General features: G+C 48.0%; 21 protein-coding genes and 1 other RNA gene (1 of these 22 cut by a window edge). 19 read left to right on the plus strand and 3 right to left on the minus strand.

All coding sequences use genetic code 11. From position 1 onward, the window contains the following. Positions 1 to 18 precede the first annotated feature (18 nt). The 3 genes from T3H97_RS00640 (at position 19) to argS (ending at position 3,118) form a co-directional block, all read left to right on the plus strand. The gene (locus T3H97_RS00640; protein ID WP_254351855.1) at positions 19 to 909 is read left to right on the plus strand and encodes a LysR family transcriptional regulator; all 891 of its coding nucleotides are present in this window, start codon (positions 19 to 21) and stop codon (positions 907 to 909) included. Positions 910 to 1,001: 92 nt separating this feature from the next. Further along, positions 1,002 to 1,436: a YwiB family protein gene (locus T3H97_RS00645; RefSeq protein WP_328801409.1), complete on the plus strand. Its 435-nt coding sequence runs from the start codon at positions 1,002 to 1,004 to the stop codon at positions 1,434 to 1,436. Positions 1,437 to 1,438: 2 nt separating this feature from the next. Beyond that, entirely contained in the window at positions 1,439 to 3,118 is a 1,680-nt protein-coding gene (gene argS, locus T3H97_RS00650) for an arginine--tRNA ligase (protein ID WP_028542578.1), read from the plus strand. Between the two features lie 107 nt (positions 3,119 to 3,225). Here the strand turns inward: argS and T3H97_RS00655 are convergent, their stop codons facing one another. Together T3H97_RS00655 and T3H97_RS00660 are read right to left on the minus strand one after the other, a co-directional pair. Beyond that, positions 3,226 to 4,086, minus strand: a complete 861-nt coding sequence (locus tag T3H97_RS00655; RefSeq protein WP_328801410.1) for a hypothetical protein — start codon at positions 4,084 to 4,086, stop codon at positions 3,226 to 3,228. 126 nt (positions 4,087 to 4,212) lie between these two features. Then, positions 4,213 to 5,106, minus strand: a complete 894-nt coding sequence (locus T3H97_RS00660; protein ID WP_328801411.1) for a LysR family transcriptional regulator — start codon at positions 5,104 to 5,106, stop codon at positions 4,213 to 4,215. Positions 5,107 to 5,308: 202 nt separating this feature from the next. On the opposite strand from T3H97_RS00660, the gene T3H97_RS00665 reads away from it, so the two are divergent. The 4 genes from T3H97_RS00665 to T3H97_RS00680 are packed head-to-tail and all read left to right on the plus strand — an operon-like array spanning position 5,309 to position 10,453. Then, on the plus strand, positions 5,309 to 6,307 hold the full coding sequence (locus T3H97_RS00665) for an ABC transporter ATP-binding protein (protein ID WP_328801412.1): 999 nt from the start codon (positions 5,309 to 5,311) through the stop codon (positions 6,305 to 6,307). Between the two features lie 18 nt (positions 6,308 to 6,325). Continuing rightward, on the plus strand, positions 6,326 to 7,396 hold the full coding sequence (locus T3H97_RS00670) for an ABC transporter substrate-binding protein (protein ID WP_328801413.1): 1,071 nt from the start codon (positions 6,326 to 6,328) through the stop codon (positions 7,394 to 7,396). 4 nt (positions 7,397 to 7,400) lie between these two features. Next, positions 7,401 to 9,071, plus strand: coding sequence for an ABC transporter permease (locus T3H97_RS00675; protein ID WP_272639610.1), 1,671 nt, complete (start codon positions 7,401 to 7,403; stop codon positions 9,069 to 9,071). Further along, positions 9,068 to 10,453 carry an MBL fold metallo-hydrolase gene (locus tag T3H97_RS00680; RefSeq protein WP_328801414.1) on the plus strand — a complete coding sequence of 462 codons (1,386 nt, stop codon included), beginning with the start codon at positions 9,068 to 9,070 and terminating at the stop codon, positions 10,451 to 10,453. The genes T3H97_RS00675 and T3H97_RS00680 overlap by 4 nt, the downstream gene beginning before the upstream one ends. A 9-nt stretch (positions 10,454 to 10,462) precedes the next feature. Here T3H97_RS00680 and T3H97_RS00685 read toward each other — a convergent pair whose 3' ends face one another. Continuing rightward, a complete protein-coding gene (locus tag T3H97_RS00685) occupies positions 10,463 to 11,623 on the minus strand; it encodes a S8 family peptidase (protein WP_103050210.1) in 1,161 nt (386 codons plus the stop codon). Positions 11,624 to 12,027: 404 nt separating this feature from the next. Between T3H97_RS00685 and rpoE the strand changes: the two genes are divergently transcribed. The 12 genes from rpoE to recR form a co-directional block, all read left to right on the plus strand. After that, positions 12,028 to 12,579, plus strand: a complete 552-nt coding sequence (rpoE, locus tag T3H97_RS00690; protein WP_013308216.1) for a DNA-directed RNA polymerase subunit delta — start codon at positions 12,028 to 12,030, stop codon at positions 12,577 to 12,579. A 402-nt stretch (positions 12,580 to 12,981) separates the two neighbouring features. Continuing rightward, on the plus strand, positions 12,982 to 14,583 hold the full coding sequence (locus T3H97_RS00695; RefSeq protein ID WP_328801415.1) for a CTP synthase: 1,602 nt from the start codon (positions 12,982 to 12,984) through the stop codon (positions 14,581 to 14,583). 213 nt (positions 14,584 to 14,796) lie between these two features. Next, positions 14,797 to 15,165 carry a response regulator gene (locus tag T3H97_RS00700; protein WP_013308218.1) on the plus strand — a complete coding sequence of 123 codons (369 nt, stop codon included), beginning with the start codon at positions 14,797 to 14,799 and terminating at the stop codon, positions 15,163 to 15,165. Between the two features lie 247 nt (positions 15,166 to 15,412). After that, positions 15,413 to 16,267 (plus strand): class II fructose-1,6-bisphosphate aldolase, encoded by an 855-nt coding sequence (fba, locus tag T3H97_RS00705; protein WP_013308219.1) that lies wholly within the window; start codon positions 15,413 to 15,415, stop codon positions 16,265 to 16,267. A 227-nt stretch (positions 16,268 to 16,494) separates the two neighbouring features. Beyond that, positions 16,495 to 17,748, plus strand: a complete 1,254-nt coding sequence (locus tag T3H97_RS00710; protein WP_013308220.1) for a UDP-N-acetylglucosamine 1-carboxyvinyltransferase — start codon at positions 16,495 to 16,497, stop codon at positions 17,746 to 17,748. A 259-nt stretch (positions 17,749 to 18,007) separates the two neighbouring features. Further along, a complete protein-coding gene (rho, locus tag T3H97_RS00715) occupies positions 18,008 to 19,345 on the plus strand; it encodes a transcription termination factor Rho (RefSeq protein WP_328801416.1) in 1,338 nt (445 codons plus the stop codon). Between the two features lie 95 nt (positions 19,346 to 19,440). Beyond that, positions 19,441 to 20,712: a radical SAM family protein gene (locus T3H97_RS00720; protein ID WP_103050206.1), complete on the plus strand. Its 1,272-nt coding sequence runs from the start codon at positions 19,441 to 19,443 to the stop codon at positions 20,710 to 20,712. A gap of 157 nt (positions 20,713 to 20,869) precedes the next feature. Beyond that, complete coding sequence (gene rpmE / locus T3H97_RS00725) at positions 20,870 to 21,067, plus strand: 50S ribosomal protein L31 (RefSeq protein ID WP_013308223.1); 198 nt, start codon at positions 20,870 to 20,872, stop codon at positions 21,065 to 21,067. A 110-nt stretch (positions 21,068 to 21,177) separates the two neighbouring features. Next, an RNA gene (gene ffs / locus T3H97_RS00730) (signal recognition particle sRNA large type) lies at positions 21,178 to 21,444 on the plus strand. A 157-nt stretch (positions 21,445 to 21,601) separates the two neighbouring features. Further along, on the plus strand, positions 21,602 to 23,353 hold the full coding sequence (gene dnaX / locus T3H97_RS00735) for a DNA polymerase III subunit gamma/tau (RefSeq protein ID WP_328801417.1): 1,752 nt from the start codon (positions 21,602 to 21,604) through the stop codon (positions 23,351 to 23,353). A gap of 43 nt (positions 23,354 to 23,396) precedes the next feature. Beyond that, positions 23,397 to 23,708, plus strand: coding sequence for a YbaB/EbfC family nucleoid-associated protein (locus T3H97_RS00740; RefSeq protein ID WP_013308226.1), 312 nt, complete (start codon positions 23,397 to 23,399; stop codon positions 23,706 to 23,708). Positions 23,709 to 23,735: 27 nt separating this feature from the next. Beyond that, positions 23,736 to 23,861 carry the beginning of a recombination mediator RecR gene (gene recR / locus T3H97_RS00745; protein ID WP_103050204.1) on the plus strand. The gene runs 474 nt beyond the window's last position, so the window shows 126 of its 600 coding nt (coding positions 1-126); it begins with the start codon at positions 23,736 to 23,738; its stop codon lies off the right edge, out of view.

The following is a 23,861-nucleotide window of genomic DNA, read 5'->3' on the forward strand; positions in this document are numbered from 1 at the left end:
TACCGGAGGTCCAAAATGATGGAATTGAGACATCTCAAGTATTTTTTGGCGATTGCAGAGGCCGGACAGATTACAGCGGCAGCCAAAAAGCTGAAAATTGCACAGCCTCCCTTAAGTCAGCAGCTCATGCAGCTGGAGGAAGAGCTTGGTGTAAAGCTCGTGCATCGAGGCTCACGCAGCATCCAATTGACGGAGGCCGGCATCATTTTACAGAACAGGGCCAAGCAGATTTTGGAGCTGACAGATGCCACGACAAGAGAGATAAACGATTTTGCCATGGGGATGAAAGGTACGCTCACCATTGGAACGGTCTCCTCCTCTGGGGCAACGCTGATGAAAGACAGGCTTTCCGAATTTCATAAAACCTATGCGGGTGTAAAATTTGAAATTCATGAGGGAAATACGTTCATGATTCTCGATCTTTTGAACAAAGGAATTGTCGAGGTCGGTATCGTCAGAACCCCTTTTAATACCACCGATTTAGGGTGTAGATATGCGTCCACTGAGCCGATGATAGCAGTGATGACAGAAGAATATGACTGGAACCCCGAACAGAAGACCATTTCATTGTCTGAGTTGAAGAACAGGCCGCTCATCGTATATCGCCGCTTTGAACAATTGATCCACGATACTTGTATGAAGTATGGCTTTGAGCCGAATTTCTTTTGTAAAAACGATGATGCTCGCACCACGCTTCACTGGGCTAATGAAGGGCTGGGGATCGGTATGATTTCGCGCTCTGCGTTGTCACTCGGAAGCAATAACCAGTTAATCGTTAAGGAAATTATGTGTGAGGAATTGCATACACGTGTGGCGGCTGTCTGGCTGAAGGATAAATACATGTCTTCTCTAGCCTCTCGATTCATTGAAAGTTTTAGCCAAGCATCCGATGGAGCTGACTTAAGGTAGCTAAATTTTTTGGATGAAAGCATCTTTTTGTAAAAACTCATTTGAATTGCAATCGGGAACTGGATATAGTAGTACAGTAGGATAGCAATAGAATGGAGTTTGAATACATGCCACATAATGCAAAGGTCCGAATCCGTCTTCATAGTCATCATGACGGAGAAGATGTGGTACAGGAACTTCCCGGAGAAGCGATCGTGCGTGGGAAGCATCTATATATAAGGTACGATGAGCCACAAGAAAGTCCTGAGGGCGGTACGACACGGAACACAGTCAAAATCGGATCGGATGAGCTAAAGCTGATTCGTCACGGTGAGGTACAATCAGAGCAGTCGTTTGCGTTGGGGCGCAGGTTGCCTGGATTTTACCGCTCGCCTTATTTAAACCTGAACATGTCTGCGCATACGCAGAAGCTCGATATTCGGATGGATGGTTTCACCGGACTTGTGAGCTGGACCTATGATCTGTACGTATTTGAGGATTTCTCGGGGCATTTTGCCATCAGTTTGCATATACAGGAGGAGCAATAATCATGACAAGCAATCCACTGGAACTTATTAATCAAAAGGTGACTTCAGCAATCGAGGCGGCGGTGCTGGCTACCGGAATCGTGAGCCGCGAAGAGCTGCCGACCATTACGCTGGAGGTGCCCAAGGACAAGTCACACGGTGATTTGGCTACCAACGCTGCGATGCAGCTCACCCGCATTGCGAAGAAGAACCCACGGCAAATCGCTGAAGATTTGATCGCGAATATGGATTTAGCTTCCGCTTCTATTGAAAGCGCGGAAATCGCTGGACCGGGCTTTATTAACTTTCGCCTGAACAAGAGCTACCTGTATGCAGTCATTGGACAAGTACAGGAGCAGGGGGCAGATTACGGGCGTATACAGGAAGGTGCAGGCAAAAAAGTACAAATCGAGTTTGTCAGCGCCAATCCGACAGGTAGCCTTCACTTAGGTCATGCACGTGGTGCAGCCGTAGGGGATGCTCTCTGCAACGTGCTTGATTTTGCCGGATACAAAGTAACTCGTGAATACTACATTAATGATGCGGGCAACCAGATTTACAATATGAGCCGCTCTATTGAGGCGCGTTATTTGCAGGAGCTGGGACAGCCTGCGGAGATGCCGGAGGATGGTTACCATGGTGAGGATATCATCGGGTTTGCCAAGGAACTGGTGGCCGAAAAGGGCGATTCTCTGTTGTCCATGGAACCGGGAGATCGTGCAGCTTATTTCCGTGACTACGGTCTGGAAAAGGAACTGAACAAGATCAAGCGTGATCTGGAGCTGTTCCGTGTACCTTTTGACTCCTGGTTCAGCGAAACGTCGCTGTATGAAAACGGTGAAGTGCTTAAAGCGCTAAATGAGCTGCGTGACCGTGAGGAGATTTACGAGAAGGACGGAGCTACATGGCTGAATACGACCAAGTACGGCGACGACAAAGACCGTGTCTTGATCAAAAATGACGGTACATACACGTACCTGACCCCGGATATCGCTTACCATCGCGATAAATATGCTCGTGGGTATGACACGATCATCAACATTTGGGGAGCGGATCACCACGGCTATATTCCACGGATGAAGGCAGCAATGGAAGCACTGGGCAATGACCCGGATAAGCTTAAAGTGCTGATTGCCCAAATGGTCAGCTTGTTCCAAAATGGGGAAAAAGTAAAAATGTCCAAACGTACCGGCAAGGCCGTGACGATGGAAGATCTGATGGAAGAAGTGGGCGTAGACGCGATCCGTTACTTCTTCACGATGCGCAGCATGGATTCGCATCTGGATTTTGACATGGATTTGGCGATTTCCACTTCCAATGAGAATCCGGTATTCTACGTACAATATGCACACGCACGTGCATGCAGCGTATATCGTCAAGCCGAAGAGCAGGGTATTGCTGTGCTGCCGTTGGCAGAAGTTGACTTGTCCAAGCTGACGGCTGAGCATGAATACGATCTGCTCCGCAAAATCGGCGAGCTGCCGGAAGAAGTATCGGTGGCGGCTGCAAACTTTGCACCACACCGTATGATTCGCTATGTCTACGAGCTGGCTTCATTGTTCCACAGCTACTATAAGGCAGAGCGTGTCATCACAGAGGATGCCGCTCAAACGCAGGCACGCTTGGCGTTGTTTGGTGCGGTGCGCACGACCATTGCTAACGTACTGAAGCTGGTGGGCGTGTCTGCACCAGAACGTATGTAAGCAAGCAACTTTAACATCATGACCTTGTAGTCATATAAATAATAAAAGGAACCGAGGCGCCACCCTCAACAGGGTGGCGCCTCGGTTCCTTTTTATGTTGGATTAGCTTAGTAGCGTTCCAGTACCAAATTCGTTTTCAGGGAATCGGCGGGAACCAGCCATCCTTTGGATTGCAGCAGGTTCATCAGCTTGGTGCGGTTGCTGGCGGCAACACTGTAATCCGAGGTTTTGAAGGAGATTTCGATAATATTTTCTGTACCTGATCCGTTTGCGCTGCGAATAGGCCATATTTCAACGTCGGTATCCAGTCCCTGGAAGCTGCCTTCATATTTGCTGACCTGTACCGGACCGCGTACTCTGGAGTCTGCCAGAGTTTTCTTGCCCCAGTTGCTGGATTTCCAGTTTTGCAGCTTGCCCGGAAGATTATCCTGCAATTGCTTTAATGCTTGATCTGGGGAAGGCAGAGCCAATCCTTTGGAGGCGTTTGTTTTTTTATCATTGGAAAAGCTTAGTGTTTGCTTGCTGTATCCCCAATCCACCTCAGCCTCATAATTATCATCAGATGCGCTGAACCCTTCTTTATTCGCTTGGGTGAGCGCCGCGTCGATATTTCCGTTTGTGACCGTATAGCGCTTTTTGTAGGTTAATTCATAATTCTTTTTGTCCTCTTTTTTGCGAAATCTCACGTTCCAGCCCTCGTCATTCAATTGCAATGAATTTGTATCAAAATACTCGACGCTCAATCGTTGTGCATTGTCGCTAATTTGAAATTCGTTCACGATGCCACTTTTTAATGAGCCATCCGCATTGAGGACCTGAGCCGTATCCAGTAGCAGCTTCACCTCATAGCTTGGTGTGGCATTGGCGGCGGCTTGTACTGGTTCTACTCCTTTCCATCCTGTTACGAGCAGCACTGCACTCAGAGTAACTACTGACATCAATTTAGTGATACGTAGGCCTGTATTCATTTCATCCTCTCCTGTTCGTCCGAATAGGTTACACGCTACACTTTACGGGTGTATTGTCAGTCGTATGTCAAAGCAAGAGGGTACTCCGGTTAAAAAATTACATAATTTCTATATGACAGGTAAGATTTAATCTTGGTTCCATGATAAGTATTCGGTGAATCTGTGAATGAGCGCCGAGCGATGGCGGTCTTTGTTGCTGACCATATAGATGTACCGCTCAACAGACTGCCCCGGAATAGGTCTTACAACCAGTAAGCCCCGCTCAACCTCTGACTGAACGGCAATGCGAGAGACAAAGGAGATGTGTTCTCCCAGCATAACCGCCTGTTTGATGGCTTCCAGTGAATCCAGCTCCAGATAGGAAGGAAGTCGCCGACTCCCACGCTCCAGCCATTTGTCGGTCACGTGGCGTGTGCTGGATTCCTTGCCATGTAATACGAAGGAGGAAGAAGCGATAAGCTCGGACGTCAAATCGGTTTCGTTGGCGAGCGGATGAGTGGGTGAGCAGATGAGCATCAGTTCATCTTCGCCCAAGGATTCTGAGAGTAGCGTTGGGGATTGAAACGGCTCTGCCGAAATGATGCCGAGGTCAATTTCGTGGCGAGCGAGCATGTCCTTGATCACGGGCGCTGTTTTCACGGACAAGGCGATGTGAATGCCCGGATGCTCACGGGCAAAGCGGTGCAGCACAGCAGGAAGCAGGTAGGTAGCGGGTACATAGCTTGCGCCAATACGTATACTTCCCCGCTGGAGCGTATCGAACTCGCGGACGACTCTCTCAGCTTCAGCAGCCAGTGCATTAATTTTGGTGGCATAGTGCAGCAGCGCATTTCCAGCATCCGTCAGGATGATTTTGCCCATACGTGTGTCAAACAGCTTTACTCCGAATTCACGCTCCAGATTTTTCATATGAAAAGTAACGGTGGGTTGCTTTAGGCCAAGAAGCTCGGCGACCGTGGTAATTTTATGGTGCTTATTCAGCAGCTCTACAATATGTAACTTTAAAAGACTTAAGTTCACTTAGAATGCCTCACTTTCAGGTTAATCAAACAATTATGCCTATTTCTTTGGGGAGCAGCATCAATCCCCTCTATATAGATTAAATCTATGAGTGTTAACACAATTCATTGAAATAATTAATTTTGTTTTAACTTTCCAATAACACAGGTTGCGAATTCAAGTTTTACACTGGGGTCAGTCAGAAGAACAGGCAGGTAATGCGATGAATCAGGATCTATATATTCACGGATTAAGTAAAACCTTCAGCCAAATAACAGCGCTGCATGAGACGAATCTGGTAGTACGACGGGGCAAATTCACAACACTGCTCGGACCGTCCGGCTGTGGAAAAACAACGCTCTTGCGCTTGATTGCTGGTCTGGAGACACCCGATACTGGCACAATCACGATGGGAGAGGAAATCCTTTTTTCGGCAGAACGCAAAAAGGATATTCCCGCCCATCTCCGCCACTTTGGCATGGTCTTTCAGGATTTCGCGTTGTGGCCGCATATGACGGTGTTTGAAAATGTGGCCTTCGGCCTGCGTGCGGGCAAGCGGGGGAAAGGGTTCGCCAGCGCTCGAGACAAGGAACTGCGGACAGTGGTGCTGGAGGCGCTCGACATGGTCAGATTGTCAGGGATGGAGGATCGGTATCCTCATCAGCTGTCTGGTGGCCAGCAGCAGCGGGTTGCCTTTGCAAGAGCGGTTGCTATCCGGCCTCGACTTGTTTTGTTCGACGAGCCGCTCAGTGCGCTGGATGCGGTGCTACGGGAGGAGATGCGCATTGAGATGCTATCGCTTGTGCGCGATCTGGGGCTGACCGCCCTATATGTCACCCATGATCAGATCGAGGCTATGTCAATGTCCGATGAAGTAGTTGTTATGAAAAGTGGACATATTTTGCAGACCGGAACACCAGAGGTGATCTACGGTTGCCCGGCTCATCCAGAGGTGGCGAAGTTTATTGGCAAATCCAACTGGCTGAAGTCGGAACGGACACTATTTCGTCCTGAACATGTCCGTTGGGAACAGGAGCAAGTGGATCAGCATGCTTTTACAGTAGAGATCCTGCATGTCAGCTATGTCGGCGATCGTTATGAAATTCGTATACTAGCCGAGAACGGCGAGCAATGGACTGCATATCATTCCATCCGCTTGCCCATAGGTCAACAAATGCACATTTGGGTATCACCGCAACACATCCACCAACTTGAAGCATAGGGAAAAGGGGTATATAAGATGATGAATTGGCATGTTTTTCGTACAGGATGGAAAAAAGGGACGATGCTCGCATTAACATTGACTTTTGGACTCGCTGTGGCGGGTTGCGGAACAGCAACGCCATCCAAGGACGGGGCGCCAGCTAATGGATCAGCAGGACAAGCTGAGGCGGCATCCACCGATCAGAAGCTGGTGGTCTACAGCGCAGGGCCGGATGGACTGGCGAAAAAGCTGGTGGCAGGGTATGAGGCGCAGAGCGGAGTTAAGGTAGAGTTATTCCAAGGAACGACAGGGAAAATTTTGGCCCGCATGGAAGCCGAGAAGACGAATCCGGTAGCGGACGTGGTTGTGCTGGCATCGCTTCCGTCTGTACAAGGCTTGAAAAAGGAAGGACTTACGCTGCCTTACCCGGATGCCAAAAACGCAGACAAGCTAAATCCAGACTGGTCCGATAAGGAGGGCAACTACTTCAGTACCAGTGCTTCTGCTCTGGGCATTGCGTATAACACGAAGCTGGTGAAAACACCACCAACTTCATGGGCTGATTTGGCGAAGCCTGAGTACAAGGATCAGGTTAATATTCCCGATCCATCCCTGTCCGGCTCAGCGTTGGATTTTATGACAGGCTATCTGAGCGCCAAGGGCGATGGAGGCTGGACGTTGTTCGAGCAGTACAAGGCTAACGGTGTTGCTATGGCTGGTGCCAATCAGGAAGCGTTGGACCCCGTGATTACCGGAGCTAAAGGTATAGTCGTCGCTGCGGTCGATTACATGACCTACAAGGCTAAAGCCAAAGGTGAGCCGATTGATATCGTCTATCCGACAGAGGGAACCGTCATCAGCCCACGTCCTGCCGCAATTCTCAAATCAACGCAGCATGAGCAGAATGCGAAGGCATTCATTGACTATCTGTTGTCGGAAGAAGCGCAGAAATTAGTAGCTGATGCCTCCTTACTCCCGGGCCGCACGGATGTCAAAGCCGACAAGCGTGCCAACCTGGACGAGATTCCATTGTTGAAAACCAATTGGGAGTGGATGGGTGAGCACGGATCAGACGTGACGGAGAAGTTCACGCAAATGTTCAAGTAAGCCGATGGGAGGCTTATCTGTTAAACACATCAGAGTGTGGTGTCTGACGCTGGCTCTGATCGCGCTTCTTTTCCTGATCGTGCTGCCGTTGCTGCAAATCTTTATCCAAAGTGTGTATGTTGATGAAAAATTTCAATGGGATGCGCCTTTTCGAACGTTAGCTGCTTCACCATTTGCGGGAGTGCTATTCAGCTCGATTTGGTTAGGCATCTGTGTGATTGCAGGAACGACGGTACTTGCACTTCCGTTAGCCTGGATCATGTCCAACACTCGCCTTGCACACTGGCGCTGGTTGGATGTCGTGCTGCTGATTCCATTTATGACCCCGCCCTATATCGGGTCCATGGGCTGGATTCTGTTTATGCAAAAAAACGGATATCTGGAGCAGTTGTTCCCGGACCTGCATTTCTTAACGCCGTCCTTCTTCAGCCTTGGTGGCATGGTGATGATCATGAGCCTGCATCTGTTTCCATTCCTGTACCTGCTGCTGCGCGGGGCGCTGGTGAGGATTGGCGGGAGCTTGGAAGAGGCGGGGGCCGTAATGGGTGGTGGCTTTCTGTACAGATTCCGGCGAATTATTTTACCGCTACTGCTATCAGCTTACGGAATGGGCGCGTTGCTCATTTTCGTTAAAACGATTGCCGAGTTTGGCACCCCTGCTACGTTTGGGCGACGTATCGGGTATGAGGTCATGACTTCGGAAATTCACAAATATATCTCCAGCTGGCCCATAGATTTTGGCAAAGCGACTTCAATGGCCTCGGTGCTGTTAACCGCCTGCCTGCTCATGTGGTACGCGCAGTCGGTGATCAACCGAAAGTTTACGTACAGGCTGGTAGGTGGTAAAGGTTCGCGTCCGTCCCGTCTTCGTATATCCGGTTGGACTACGGGGCTAAGTGTTGCATTCATTCTATTGTTGCTAATCGCGTCCATTGGCATTCCTTACTTTTCAATTCTTTCAGCCTCCACGATGAAGCTGAGGGGAATGGGGCTTGCTTGGGATAATTTGACGCTCGACTCTTACAAGGAACTGCTGTCTTGGGGATCAGAGAGCATGGAGGCGCTCCTGAACAGCGTATTTCTCTCTTTGGGCGCATCGACGCTTGCTGTGGTGCTGGGCACTTGGTTTGCGCTTGTGATTGGCGGCTCACGCACGAGAATCCAACGGACAGTTGATGGATTCAGTTTGCTTCCGAATACGGTTCCGGGAATTGTTATGGTGGTCGGCCTGATTTTGTGGTGGAACTCACCATGGATGCCGATCCCTTTGTATAACACATACGGCATGGTCATTCTGACGTATGTTATCTTGTTTGTTCCTTATACGGTGCAGTATGTCAAAAGCGCCTTTACGCAGGTGGACACTGGCCTTTTTCAGGCGGGACAGGTATTTGGCGGGCGACCGTCTTACATATTCCGCCGGATTGTGCTGCCGCTGATTGTACCGGGAATGCTCGCTGGTTGGATGATGACATTTACTATTGCTTCACGCGAGCTGGTAGGATCGTTGCTGATTTTGCCGCCATCCGTTCAGACGTCTGCAACCTACATATTTGCACAATTTGAGCAGGGACAGGTGTCCCTTGGGATGGCGATGGCCGTCATATCGGTCGGAATGACCACACTGCTGCTGATCTTAATGGAAAGCTTAAACTCGCAAAGAAAGTGGAAATGATCATGACCAAGCTTAGGATTTGGGGAGGAGCGGGCGAACATGGCCGCTCCTGCTATGTTTTTGAAGGAACGCAGCATCACGTCATGCTGGATTGTGGTGTGAAAAAGGAAGGAACTGGACAATATCCGGTTTTTCCGCCGCAAAAGGCGAAGGGACTGACCATTGTATTGCTGTCTCATGCACATGAGGATCATTCTATGGCGCTCCCCTTACTGTACAAGTATGGATACCAGGGGGAGGTCTGGACCACCAAGGCCACCGCTGAGCAGTTAGGCTCCCATTTTCGCTCCTGGCATACTTATGTTGAATCGAGAGGAGCCGAATTGCCATACGACGAACAGGATATCCAATCCATTGCTTATCGCTACCTAGAAGATGAAGCGCCAGCAGGAGAATGGCTTGAGGCTTGTCCGGGTGTGAGAATCATGTGGGGACGCAGTGGACATTTGGCTGGTGCAGTGTGGTATGTGGTAGAGATGGAAGGGAAGCGGTTGTTTTTTTCTGGAGATTACAGCCGCGAATCTGAGCTTCTTGCTGCCGATGCGCCAGACTTGGGTGTTGGGGAGGGGCTGCATGACCTGCCTGAATGGAAGTCAGAGCCCAATCTAGCGGACATATCCATTATGGACAATGCCTATGGCATGGATATAGACCCGCAGCCTGTTAAGCTGGAGCGGCTGAGGGTCGAGATGGAGCGGATATTATGGTCTGGTGGTCATGTGTTGTTGCCGGTGCCTGCCTTTGGCAGAGGACAGGACATGATCGTATGGGCTAGCGAGCAATTCCCTGAACAGGCAATGATTGTAGAGCACGACATATGGCAGGGATTGAAACAGTTAAACCGCTGGAAAGAATGGCTGCGTCCGGAAGCCCCAGCACGAATAAAACATGTGCTAAACAGTGACAGGGTCTTCGTGCCACGTGATGCTGCGGAACGAGTGAGTCTGCTGGAACAGAACCCAACGGCTATTATCATAACAAGAGACGGCATGATGGATTCCCCACAGGCGCGCTGGTACTATCAGTTTCTATCGGATAACCGCAACATGGGGGAGGGTGAAGATTGCGGAGAAAGCATTAGCAACAGTGTTATATTGACCGGGCATGCTCCACATGGTTCTTTTGGCAAACATCTGTTGGAACGTGCAGATGAAAATAACAACTGTGTAGCTCGGCATTTGATTTACAAGGTGCATCAGGGATTATCAGATGTGCGGCAAATGCTGAAGGAGCTGCCTAGCAAACAGGTTGTACTCGTTCATGCGCCAAAGCTGCAGACTGACCTGGTACGAGATGAGTTAATAAGAGAAGGAAATAGTGGGAGTGAAGGTTCTGCCAGAAAAGTTCACTCTCTGGAGCCGGGCGCTACACTGGAGGTTTAGCAACATCATTCACTTTGTGCCCTCCTGCATCAATCGGAAGGCGTCGACTTCTCCAAGTTTGGTGGAGATAGAGCTACGTCCGGCGCTTTTGCGCAGACGGAGCGGTGTGGCGGTACGCTTAAGCAGCGCCTTGATTTCTCCGGGCCCCAGTTCCGGCCTCAGTGAAAGGAGAAGTGCGATGCTTCCGGTCACATGGGAAGTAGCCATAGAGGTACCACTCATTTCGTGATGCTTGCCATGGATCCAGGAGGATGTGATCTTTTCGCCAGGTGCGTACACGTCTACAAATTGCCCTCGGTTGCTGAAAGGTGCAATGCGTCTGTATTTGTCAGTAGCCCCCACTGAAATCGTCTGGGAATAGCGGGCTGGATAGTCAATACTTCGGCGCTTGCCCTCATTTCCCGAGGACGCTACAATCACAATGCCGTTATGATATGCTTTATTCACCATATCAAGTAGTGCCTTGCTGCGCGACTTCATACCAAAGCTCATATTGATGATATCGACACGATTTAATACACACCAGTCGATACCAAGAATGATATCGGAGACGTAGGCGGCTCCATTATGATCAAATGCTTTTACGGGATGAATTAAAGCTCGTGGTGCTACGCCGACCATACCTTCGTCATAGTTGGACGCCGCGATAGTTCCAGCAATATGAGTACCATGGCCGTTATCGTCATAGGGCAGCATGGTTCGGTTAAGCAAATTAATACCTCTGGCGAGAGAATGACGAAGATCAGGATGTTGAAAATCCGCTCCTGTGTCGATCACACCGATTCTGACCCGATTCCCTGTCGAGGAAGACCAAGCCTTGTATGCACGTACCTGTTTGACTCCCCATGGCATGGAAAGGTTCTTCTCTGCTTTTGGTATATAAGCAGTTTCAGCGTGGACCTTCATGCGGGTATCTTCTTCAACGGTAACACCGTTGTGATATTTGCCCAGCCTGTCTCCCCCTGAAAGCGGAGCGATTAAAGCACGGATTAGTCGGGCCGGTTGTACTTGTCGTAATCCCGCAAGCTCGGGTTTCAGCTTCCTGAGATAGGATAGGCATTCCCGGTATTGATGAGGCTTATCGAACGTGATGATCTGTTTGTTCCGTCCACTGCCGGACGGCTCCGAAATACCCTCATGCAAACGCTGCAAAAAATCCGGATAGTCCATTTGAGACGGTCCCCCTCCGATGAGCCATGCTGAGGTATTGTATGAGCAAGCGTCAGTTGCGGCATGGGAAACCTGCCCCTTTTTTATGGAAATAGGCCTGCTTGTCGTGTCAAAGTGGCCGTGGACACATACGATACATGGAGGGCATAAGCTCTTGTGCAACAACTTTGGGGGGTTCTCCCGGAGCGGGTACAGTCGAAGACGGGGGGGACCCCGTCTTTTTATGTATGCCGTCTTGTTTAGAGGGATATTCCTGGAAATTATGACGATACCCATCTTTAACTTGCAATTTGCTTCCAAATAGGTTTTACTTAGTTTTGATAATGGATATGTTAGTATTGCATGTATCGTGTATGCTCTGAAACATGTTCTTGTGAATTACGTGTGAGAGGAAGTGTCCCTAGGTGAGTACCCCACTCAACTTGAAGATTGACCCGGAGAAAGTCCACGAGACTCCAATGGTGGATTTGGCATTTATGGTATTGAAAGCAGCCAATACTCCGTATTATTACCGTGACCTGATGAAGGAAGTCGCCAAATTGCGTGGCTTTTCCGACGAAGAAATTAATGACGTTATTGCTCAGCTATATACTGAAATCAACATTGACGGGCGTTTTGCCTGTGTCGGTACGAATCTGTGGGGCTTGAAACGTTGGTATCCGGTAGATAAATCCGAAGATGCCCTGACAGGCGCCAAGCGTCCTCGTATTATTAACGACGAAGACGATGACGATGAAGATGACTATCATGAGGAAGAAGAAACATACAACTCTGATGACGACTTCGATGCAGATAGCGAAGACGAGGATGGCGAAGATGAGCTGTTCGACGGAGAAGAAGATGATGATGATAGTGATGAAGACGTGGTTATAGACGATGAAGACCTCAGTGATGAGGAAGATTCAGAAGATGAAAATGACGATGAGTCGACGGAAGACGACGATTCGCTTCGTTAGGAACAGGCTGCAAGGGGAGATGCGTTCTCCCCTTTTTCATGACCATTTTCTTGAAAACCTCTTCTGATTTAAAGCTCTCAGGTGGATTCTCTCCAATCTGGTTCAATGGACAAATTAACACGGATAACTTCCTTGACAGCGGATTGGACACGGGGTAAACTATTGCTTGGGCTTATGATTGATTCACTTATATGTTTGCTTTTTGTATAAAAGTGCCCCGTACTACGGGAGTGCTTTTTTGTTTTTTATAGGGGTGTTTTCACTCATGAAAGAGGGCTAAGGGCGGCGGACATGGAAAATGATTCCGCTGCCTTCTTCATGGATGATAATCCGTGCAAACGGGTTACGATAACATCATAATGTCGCCTGAATTTTGCATCTTATCTAGGAGGGTTTTGAACAGTGACAAAGTATATTTTTGTGACAGGCGGGGTTGTGTCTTCCTTGGGCAAAGGGATTACGGCAGCTTCACTGGGGAGGCTTTTGAAGAACAGGGGTCTGAAGGTAACGATCCAAAAATTTGATCCTTACCTGAATGTCGATCCGGGTACGATGAGTCCTTACCAGCACGGTGAAGTGTTTGTAACGGATGATGGTGCGGAAACGGACCTTGACTTGGGACACTATGAGCGCTTTATTGATATTAATCTGTCCAAGAACAGCAATGTCACAACAGGCAAGGTATATTCCAGCGTAATCAGCAAAGAGCGTCGCGGAGAATATTTGGGCGGTACGGTGCAGGTTATCCCTCATATTACGAACGAAATCAAGGAACGCGTGTACCGTGCAGGCCGTGAAGCAGGTTCGGACGTAATTATTACAGAAATCGGCGGTACTGTGGGCGATATTGAAAGCTTGCCATTTTTGGAAGCTATTCGTCAGCTCAAAAGTGAAGTTGGGCGCGAGAATGTGATGTACATTCACGTAACGCTCATTCCTTATATTAAAGCTGCTGGTGAGGTTAAAACCAAACCAACTCAGCACAGTGTAAAAGAACTGCGCAGTATCGGCATCCAACCGAATGTCATTGTTTGCCGTACAGAGCATGAACTGTCCTCCGATATGAAGGCTAAAATTGCATTGTTCTGCGATATTGATGCGAATGCAGTGGTAGAATGCCGCGATGCTTCAACCCTCTACGAGGTTCCGTTGAACCTGCGTGAAGAAGGTTTGGACGAAATCGTAGTTAACCACCTCAAGCTGACTACACCTGCACCAGATATGACCGAATGGGAAGGCTTAGTTGATCGAATTAGCAAGCTGGATAAAACGGTTGAGATTGCTATTGTTGGTAAATATGTTGCATTACATGATGCGTACTTAAGTGTGGTTGAATCACTTTCCCACGCTGGATTTGATGCGAATGCAGACGTAAAAATCCGTTGGGTGAACGCTGAAGAAGTGACGGACGAGAACGTAGCTGACATGCTGGGCGGCATTGGCGGCATTCTCGTACCAGGTGGCTTCGGCGATCGCGGAATTGAAGGCAAAATTAGTACCATCCGTTATGCGCGGGAGCAAAAAATTCCGTTCTTCGGCATTTGTCTGGGTATGCAGGTATCTGTCATTGAGGTTGCCCGTTCCCTGGCTGGTCTCGAAGGAGCCAACAGCTCGGAAATTAACCCGGCTACGGATTATCCTGTCATTGACTTGCTTCCTGACCAAAAAGACATCGAAGATTTGGGCGGTACGATGCGTCTTGGTTTGTATCCATGCAAACTGGTGGAAGGTTCCCTGGCTTCGGCTTGCTACAACGACGAGCTGGTGTATGAAAGACACCGTCATCGGTACGAATTCAATAACGAATATCGTGAAGTTATTGAAGAAGCAGGCCTTCGTATTTCCGGTACTTCACCGGATGGGCGCTTGGTGGAAATCGTGGAGCTCCCTGAGCATCCGTGGTTCCTGGCGGTACAATTCCACCCGGAATTCACTTCCCGTCCGAATCGTCCGCAGCCTTTGTTCCGTGAATTTGTAAAGGCAGCATTGCAGCTTCAAGGTTAATGCTACGGCTTGAAAGACCTCCTCAGGGAGGTCTTTTTTTATCCCATGCTTCCTGATTATGAAAGAATATTCCACAATTATGTATTAGAGAAGGATTTTCTTTTTGCAGGAGCGAATATAGTTTTAGGTATGGGACGGATATTGTACGTCATCGGACGCTGTTATGGCAATAGCTGCATGATCCTCGTTTTAAGATCTTAGGAGGTTAAAACATTGGAAAAGAAGAAAGTATTAATCGTCGATGACCAGAATGGAATACGGATTTTACTCATGGAAGTGTTCGGAAGTGAGGGTTATGAGACCTTTCAGGCGGCGAACGGGAAAATTGCACTTGAAATTGTTGAGAAGGAACCACCTGATCTGGTTCTGCTCGATATGAAAATTCCGGGTATGGACGGACTCGAAATTCTGAAACATCTAAAAACCATGAATCCCGATATCAAGGTTATCATGATGACAGCATATGGAGAACTGGACATGATTAAAGAGGCGACGGAGCTAGGTGCGCTAATGCATTTTACCAAGCCCTTTGATATTGACGAAATGCGGATTGCTGTGAACAAACAACTCAGAGGTGACTAGGTGAGTCACTGTAGTTGAGAACTCTGTTAACACAACAGGGTTTTTTGTTTGTGATTATGGGAAATACTGAAAGTAAATCCTCTCCTTATACAATTCTATGGAAAAACGGCGTCCTGGGCGTGATTTTTGTATGTGTTGATATGCAAAAGCTTGTTTAGTATTTAACATGGGTTGTGGTATAATAAGCCCGTATGTGATGTCGGCTAAAATATAGACAAACCCAAACACCTTTAGGAGGACTGTAACCATGCCATTGGTATCTATGAAAGACATGTTGAACAAAGCACTCGAAGGAAAATATGCAGTAGGTCAATACAACATTAATAACCTGGAGTGGACTCAAGCTATTTTGGGCGCTGCTGAAGAAGAAAAATCCCCAGTAATCTTGGGCGTTTCTGAAGGCGCAGCACGTCACATGGGCGGATTCTACACTGTTGTTAAAATGGTAGAAGGTCTTATTCATGACATGAAAATCACCGTTCCAGTTGCGATCCATTTGGACCACGGTTCCAGCTTTGAAAAATGTAAAGAAGCTATCGACGCTGGTTTCACATCCGTTATGATTGACGATTCCCACAGCCCGATCGACACAAACATTGCTACAACGAAAAAAGTGGTTGAATATGCTCATTCCAAAGGCGTTTCTGTTGAAGCTGAAGTTGGAATGGTTGGCGGTCAAGAGGATGATGTTGTCGGCGACGTAATGTACGCTAAGCTGGACGACTGTCTGCGTATCGTTAACGAAACAGGTATCGATACACTGGCACCTGCATTGGGTTCCGTACACGGACCTTACAAAGGCGAGCCAAACCTCGGATTCAAAGAAATGGAAGAAATCTGTAATGCAATCAAACTTCCACTCGTTCTGCACGGTGGTACTGGTATCCCTACACATGACATTAAAAAAGCAATCTCTCTGGGAACTTCCAAAATCAATGTAAACACTGAGAACCAAATCGTATTTGCGAAAGTGGTTCGTGAAGTGCTTGCTGAGAAACCGGATGCTTATGACCCACGTACATTCATCGCTCCAGGTCGTGAAGCGATTAAACAAACCGTTATCGGTAAAATTCGTGAGTTCGGTTCCAACAACAAAGCGTAATAATGAATCAAACTGGTCGTGCGTCTGCACAGGTTAGATGTATTTCTTAGTTGAAGCTGTAGTTCTGCTGCACAAAATATTTAAATCTGTACAGTTGAATAGTTTGGTATGGAAAGCACACCGCTTAGCCGGTGTCTTTCCATTTTCACCACTAAAAAAGTTAAAAGTTTATGATTTGAGATTATTGTTTGACCGACTGCAAAACACGTAGGGGGACCCTCAAGCTTATGGAAAAATTGATGATCACCGGTGGACGGCCGCTTCAAGGTACAGTTTCCATCAGCGGTGCCAAAAACAGTGCCATCGCCTTGATTCCCGCAGCCATTCTGGCAGAGTCGGAAGTCATTTTGGACAATTTGCCACTGTTGAGTGATGTGGCGGTGTATTCCGAAATACTGGAGGAACTTGGTGCAACGGTTACCTGGGAAGGTAGCCAGATGAAAATAGATCCTTCCTCCATTAAATCCATTCCTATGCCGAATGGGCCTGTTAAGAAATTACGAGCCTCTTATTATATGATGGGAGCCATGCTGGGCAGATTCAAGGAAGCGATCATCGGTTTGCCAGGAGGGTGCAATTTCGAACCCCGGCCCATTGATCAGCATATCAAAGGTTTTGAAGCGCTGGGTGCCACGGTTACGAACGAGCACGGCGCTATTCATTTGCACGCTAAAGAACTGCGCGGAACCAAGATTTACTTGGATGTTAGCAGCGTAGGCGCTACCATTAATATTATGCTGGCGGCAGCACGTGCCAAAGGCGCCACAATTATCGAAAATGCGGCTAAAGAGCCTGAGATTATAGATGTAGCAACTCTTTTAAACTCGATGGGAGCCATTATTAAAGGAGCCGGTACGGAGACGATTCGAATTGAAGGTGTGTCGGAGCTACATGGCTGCCGTCATTCCATCATACCTGACCGTATACAAGCGGGCACATACATGATTGCTGCTGCGGCAACCCGTGGAAATGTATTGATTGACAACGTGATCCCCAAACATATGGAGGCTCTCACTGCAAAAATGCAGGAAATGGGCATCGGCATCGAGGAATATGATGAAAGTATTCGCGTACTGGGTGCACCTTCCTATGAACATGTCGACGTTAAAGCCTTGATATACCCCGGATTCGCCACAGATTTACAATCTCCCATGACCAGCTTGCTTACCCAAGCGCAGGGTGTCAGTGTATTGAGCGATTTTGTGTACAGCAATCGTTTTAAGCACGTCCCTGAGCTGGTGCGTATGGGGGCTAAAATTCGCGTAGAGGGTCGGTCTGCCATTATAGAGGGTGGTCAGCTGAATGCAGCTAAAGTAAAAGCGGCAGATCTGCGCGCCGGAGCGGCCCTTGTCATTGCTGGACTTACAGTAAGCGAAGGCGTAACCGAGGTGACGGGTGTGGAGTACATTGACCGTGGTTATGATCACCTTGTTTCCAACCTGCGTCTTTTGGGCGCGGATGTATGGCGGCAGACTGAATAATTAAACCGTGCAATTTTTTCGAACTCCCGGAACGAAAGCAATAGAACGGGCAACACCTGTGCAGCCGCTGCTTGATACAAGATTGTGGTTCATACCTAACAATCTTTTATCGGAAAACCGGAATAATTCGGTATAATTCAGGCAGATGGCTGCATAACTTTATTTGTTTTGGTTAAAATTATGTTAATGGTGTTTATGATATCATTGTCTATCATTTAGATGTATGAATGGACTTAATAATTGAATAGGTGGTTATTATATGGATCTGCAAATTTCCGATCTGGAAGAAATGAAGCTGACCGACCTGTACAAGCTGGCCAAGCAATACCAGATCCCGTACTACGGAACGCTCAAAAAGAAAGAATTAATATTCGCGATTCTGCGCGCACAAGCTGAGAAGAGCGGATTGATGTTTATGCAGGGGGTTCTGGAAATCCTTCCCGAAGGTTACGGCTTTCTGAGGCCGATCAATTATCTCCCGAGTACCGAAGATATTTACATCTCTGCTTCACAAATCCGCAAGTTTGACTTGAGAACAGGCGATCTTGTTTCCGGTAAATGCCGAACGCCAAAAGAGAATGAACGATATTTCGGATTGCTTCAAGTTAACGCCGTCAATGGAAGAAGTCCTGAGCAAGCTGCTGAGCGGCTACATTTTCCTGCACTGACTCCACTGTATCCGCAAACCAAATTAGTCCTTGAAACTTCCCCCAACCATTTGTCTACGAGAATTATGGATGTACTGGCCCCTGTCGGACTTGGACAGCGCGGACTCATTGTAGCACCTCCCAAAGCTGGGAAGACGCTTCTCCTCAAAGAAATTGCCAATAGCATTTCTACTAACAATCCCGAGATCGAGCTTTTTGTCTTGTTGATTGATGAACGCCCCGAAGAAGTGACCGACATGCAGCGTTCTGTTAAAGGTGAAGTTGTGGCCTCTACATTTGACGAACTTCCTGAAAATCACATCAAAGTGGCAGAACTCGTGTTGGAGCGTGCGCTGCGTCTCGTAGAACATAAAAAGGATGTTGTCATCCTGTTGGATAGCATCACACGTTTGGCTCGTGCGTACAATCTCGTTATTCCTCCTTCTGGTCGTACTTTGAGTGGGGGTATTGACCCGGCGGCATTTCACCGTCCAAAACGCTTTTTTGGTGCGGCTCGGAATGTGGAGGAAGGCGGTAGCTTGACGATTCTTGCTACAGCGCTGATTGATACAGGATCACGCATGGACGATATCATTTATGAAGAGTTTAAAGGTACAGGCAACATGGAGTTGCATTTGGACCGCAAGCTGGCAGAACGTCGTATCTTTCCTGCGATTGATATTCGTCGCTCCGGCACACGCCGTGAGGAAGTGTTGTTGAACAAGGAAGAATTGGATACGATCTGGGCCATTCGTAAAAATATGACGGAAAGCCATGATTTTGTAGAAGGCTTCCTCAAAAAGCTGCGTAATAGCAAAACTAATGCTGAGTTTTTGGCTTCGTTTGATTTGACGGCACCTTCTTCCGGCGGCTCGCAAAGCAGTTCTGGTGGGCAACAACGGAGAACTACGCGTTCTACCACAGCGTCAGTCCCGGCCACAACCAACTAAACCCATTCATGTATTTTATCTGTTCCGTAAGTGCACGGTCGTTACCATTCATTTTGTTAATGGCGTAGGCTTAACGGAGCGAAAGGAGCTCCATAATGTATTTGGTGTATGCCGACGAAAAAGGCAATGTATATGATCATGCTTCTTTGTATGGGCTTGCCCGTAGTGCAGACATGATTGTTGAAATCATGGAGGATGAGCTTATTCCGTTACCGGAAGGAGCTACATTGGTAAGCCTGCCCAGCACTCGCCCGGTCGGTATGAACCCTGAAACAGGGGAAATGGTTTCTCTTCCCGGAGATATGCAAGCGGTAGGGGCTTTATTGCCGCAAGGTTTTACACGCTTGTGCTTGCCGGGATATGTGAAGACCGATAAGGAGTACAAACTTCCCTTGTTCGGTTATTCGGCTGTAGTCTGGAAAGATGGGGCATTTTATGTAACGGCAGAGCAGAGTGACAGTCCATCCAAGTGGAATCCGGAAAACTGTGACCGTCATCAAGTTAAATTGGGTGTTCAGCGGATGACGGAGCAATATCCCGAAAATCGGCTGTACCAACATTTGTCTAACTGTGCGCTGGGCTACGAATGTCTTACTTCCTCGAACACATTCCTGAATCGCTGGGAAGGAGGAGTTCCGGTGTCTTATTCTTGTAATGCGGGTTGCTTTGGCTGTATATCCGAACAGCCGGATGACAGTGGCTTTGTATCTCCGCAGACAAGAATGAACTTCCGTCCCCGTGTAGAAGAAATTGTGGAAGTTATGCTGGAACATTTGAAGACACCGGAGTCCATCATTAGTTTTGGCCAAGGTTGCGAAGGTGAGCCTTCCACACAAGCCAAACTGATTATTGATTCGATCAAAGAGGTGCGTTCCATTACCGATATGGGATACATCAATATCAATACGAATGCGGGATTGAGTGATCATATCCGGGGAATCGTGGATGCGGGTCTCGATCTGATGCGCGTTAGTACCATTAGTGCACTGGACGATCACTATAATGCGTATTACAAGCCGCGCGGCTACACGTTGGCTAATGTGGAAAAATCACTTCGTTATGCTTCTGAGCAGGGAGTATATACGTCGATTAACTATTTGATTTTTCCGGGTGTAACTGACCGCGAGGAAGAAATTGAGGCAATGATTGAATTTGCCAAACGTACTAAGCTCAAGCTGATTCAAATGCGTAATTTGAATATCGATCCTGAAAGCTATCTGGAGTTGATTCCACCTGCTCAAGGCGAGATTCTTGGCATGAAGCAAATGCTGGAGATTTATCGTGAGGAACTGCCTGATGTAGTCATCGGTTCTTACACTCATGTACCGCCGCAAGGGCAGGCACGTCCCAAATTTGCCAAGGCCTAAAACGGTCAATAGCAACTTGAAACTCACCTATTTTACGCCATCTTTGAATGCGGAAAAGAGGTGTTGAAACGCTCATATTCAAGTGCTATAATGTGAACATGTGTTCATACAACTCTGGACTGATAGGACGTTCAGGGCGGAAAGAGGTGAAAGTTCAATGCAACAAGCTATTCAACCAACATTTAACGTAACTACTGTCACTTGTGCTTGCGGAAATTCGTTTGAAACGGGTTCTGTGAAAGGATCTCTGCGTGTAGAGATTTGCTCCGCCTGCCACCCATTCTTCACAGGCAAGCAGAAATTTATTGATGCTGGTGGACGTGTGGATCGTTTCAAAAAGAAATACGGTATCTAATGGATTACCGCAGGTTATAAAGTTATTAGAGCCTTCTGCAACTGCAGAGGGCTCTTTTTGTAATAATGTGTATTTGCTTTTTACGCGGCCTTAAGATATACTTATTTTCACCGTGCTAGATGGGGAGGTAGCGGTGCCCTGTAACTCGCAATCCGCTATAGCGAGGTTGAATTCCTGTTAGAGGTGTTGTTGATGTGAGGCTGGTCCCTGCGCACAATGTTGACGGCTGGGTCCTCCGCAATGAGTACTTGTGAACCTGGTCAGGTCCGGAAGGAAGCAGCCATAAGCAAGCCCACTCTTGTGCCGGAGGGTTGCCTAGCCCGAGTTGTTGTTCAGGATTGCCGCTCGGATCACAACGATCAATAACAGGTGCACGGTATATATTAGTAATTAGAACATCTTGGCAATCATTGCGAAGATGTTTTTTTGTGTTTATAAATTGGAAGGTGTCTGGTTTAGATTCGGACGGGAGTATAGTATAATGAAGTGACCATGAATGGTCATGAAAGTGAATGGGAAAGAGGGTAACGCGCATTGGAACATATAGCGTTGTACCGTGCTTGGCGGCCGCAGGCTTTCAAGGACATGGTAGGACAACAGCATATTATCCAGACATTGCAGAATGCCATCCGCGAAAATCGCACGTCCCATGCCTATCTGTTCAGCGGTCCACGAGGAACAGGTAAGACGAGTGCGGCCAAAATTTTGGCCAAGGCAATCAACTGTGAGCATGGACCTGCGCCGGAACCTTGCAACGAATGCGAAGCCTGTAAACGGATCACGGCCGGAGCGGTCATGGATGTACAGGAGATTGATGCAGCCTCCAACCGGGGCGTTGAAGAGATTCGTGATTTGCGCGATAAAGTCAAATATGCGCCCACAGAAGTGCGGCACAAGGTTTATATCATTGATGAAGTGCACATGCTGACGACGGAAGCGTTCAATGCGCTGCTCAAGACGCTGGAAGAGCCGCCGCCACACGTGATGTTCATATTGGCTACGACTGAACCGCATCGGATTCCAGCGACAATTATTTCACGTTGTCAGCGGTTTGACTTCCGGCGGGTATCGCTGGAAGAGCAGACAGAGCGGCTTGACCTGATATGTCAACAGGAGAACATACAGGCTGATTCGGATGCACTGCAGTACATTGCGCGTCTTTCAGATGGCGGGATGCGAGATGCGGTTAGCGTTTTGGATCAGATATCCTCGTTTACAGATGGTCGGGTTACTTATCAGCAGGTGCTGGATATGACAGGAGGTATTGCGTCCGAGCAATTCGGTAAGCTTGCCTTGGCATTGCTGAAAGAAGATGTGGGCACGGTGCTCCAAATGATCGAGAACTTTATGCAGGAAGGTAAAAGTGCGGATAAGTGCATGGAGAATCTTCTGTACTATTTCCGAGACCTGCTAATGATCAAGATGGTGCCTCAGGCAACCAAAATGACGGAGCGAGTGCTAGATCCAGAGCGATTTAAGGAAGTGGCAGATGCTTTTACCAAGGAGCAACTCTTTGCGATGATTGACACCCTTAATCGTTATCAGAGCGAGATGAAATATGCCGTTCAGCCTCAAACTTTGTTTGAGGTAGCTCTATTGAAGCTGTGCAGTATCCCGGGGGAAGCAGGAGCTGTTGCTCAGCCGGCTGCACAGCGCTCTGGTGCTGCGGCTGAGCAGGAAGATGTGGTAATGTTGAAGCGCCAGCTTGCTGAGCTGGAAAAGAAACTGGAGCGCGCGCTGCAAGGTGGATTGGGCTCTGGAGCTGGACAGGAAGCATCGTCGGGTGGCCGTCAGGCTTCCGGGGGTCGTGCCCCTGCTCCGCGGATTTCAGCGCCGGCCAAACTCCCTTCTCAGTTGGATCGCTATATCGCTGAGAAGTCGAGCGAAGCATTCGCAGCAGCGGGGCGTAAGTGGAGTCAGATTTTGCAAGGGGTAAAAGAGGCGAAAGTTACGGTTCATGCCTGGTTTATGGACGGTGAGCCAGTTTCTGTGTTAGAGGACAGTGTACTGGTCGCATTTAAGAACAATATTCATCGTGAAACTACCGAAAAGCCTGCCAATAAGCAGGTCATCGAGAAAGTATTGCATGAGCAGTTGGGTCATCCTTATCGTTTAGTAACGATGATGCAAAAGGATTGGAATGCTGCGATTGAAGGAGTTTCCGACCAGCCTGCCGAAGAATTGCAACTGGAGCCGGAGCATGATGTGCCGGGAAAGTCCAAGGAGCCCTGGATTGATGAAGCTATTCAACTTTTCGGGGAAGATCTGGTAGTCATTAAAGATTAAATTAAGTGTCTAGATGTATACTTCATTAAAGGAGATGATTGAAATGAACAATATGAACCAAATGATGAAGCAAGTGAAGAAAATGCAGGAACAAATGCTGAAAGCCCAAGAGGAACTTGGCGGAAAAGTAATCGAAGGTACTTCTGGCGGCGGTGTTGTGACGGTGGAGGTAAATGGACATAAAAAAGTGTTGTCCATCACGATCAAACCGGAAGCTGTAGATCCTGATGATGTAGAAATGCTGCAAGATCTTGTGCTGACTGCAGTCAATGATGCTTTGTCCAAAGCAGATGAACTGGCTAATGATGATATGGGTAAATTTACAGGCGGCATGAAAATTCCGGGCTTGTTCTAGTCTGCTGCATAAAGGAGAAACGCGCTATTGTATTATCCGGAGCCGATTGCAAAGCTAATTGATGCTTTTACGCGCCTGCCGGGAGTAGGGCCGAAGACGGCTGCCCGGTTGGCTTTCCACGTACTGAAAATGAAGGAAGATGATGTGATTGAC

Source organism: Paenibacillus sp. LX16 (assembly GCF_036252815.1).
Classification (GTDB): Bacteria; Bacillota; Bacilli; order Paenibacillales; family Paenibacillaceae; genus Paenibacillus; species Paenibacillus polymyxa_B.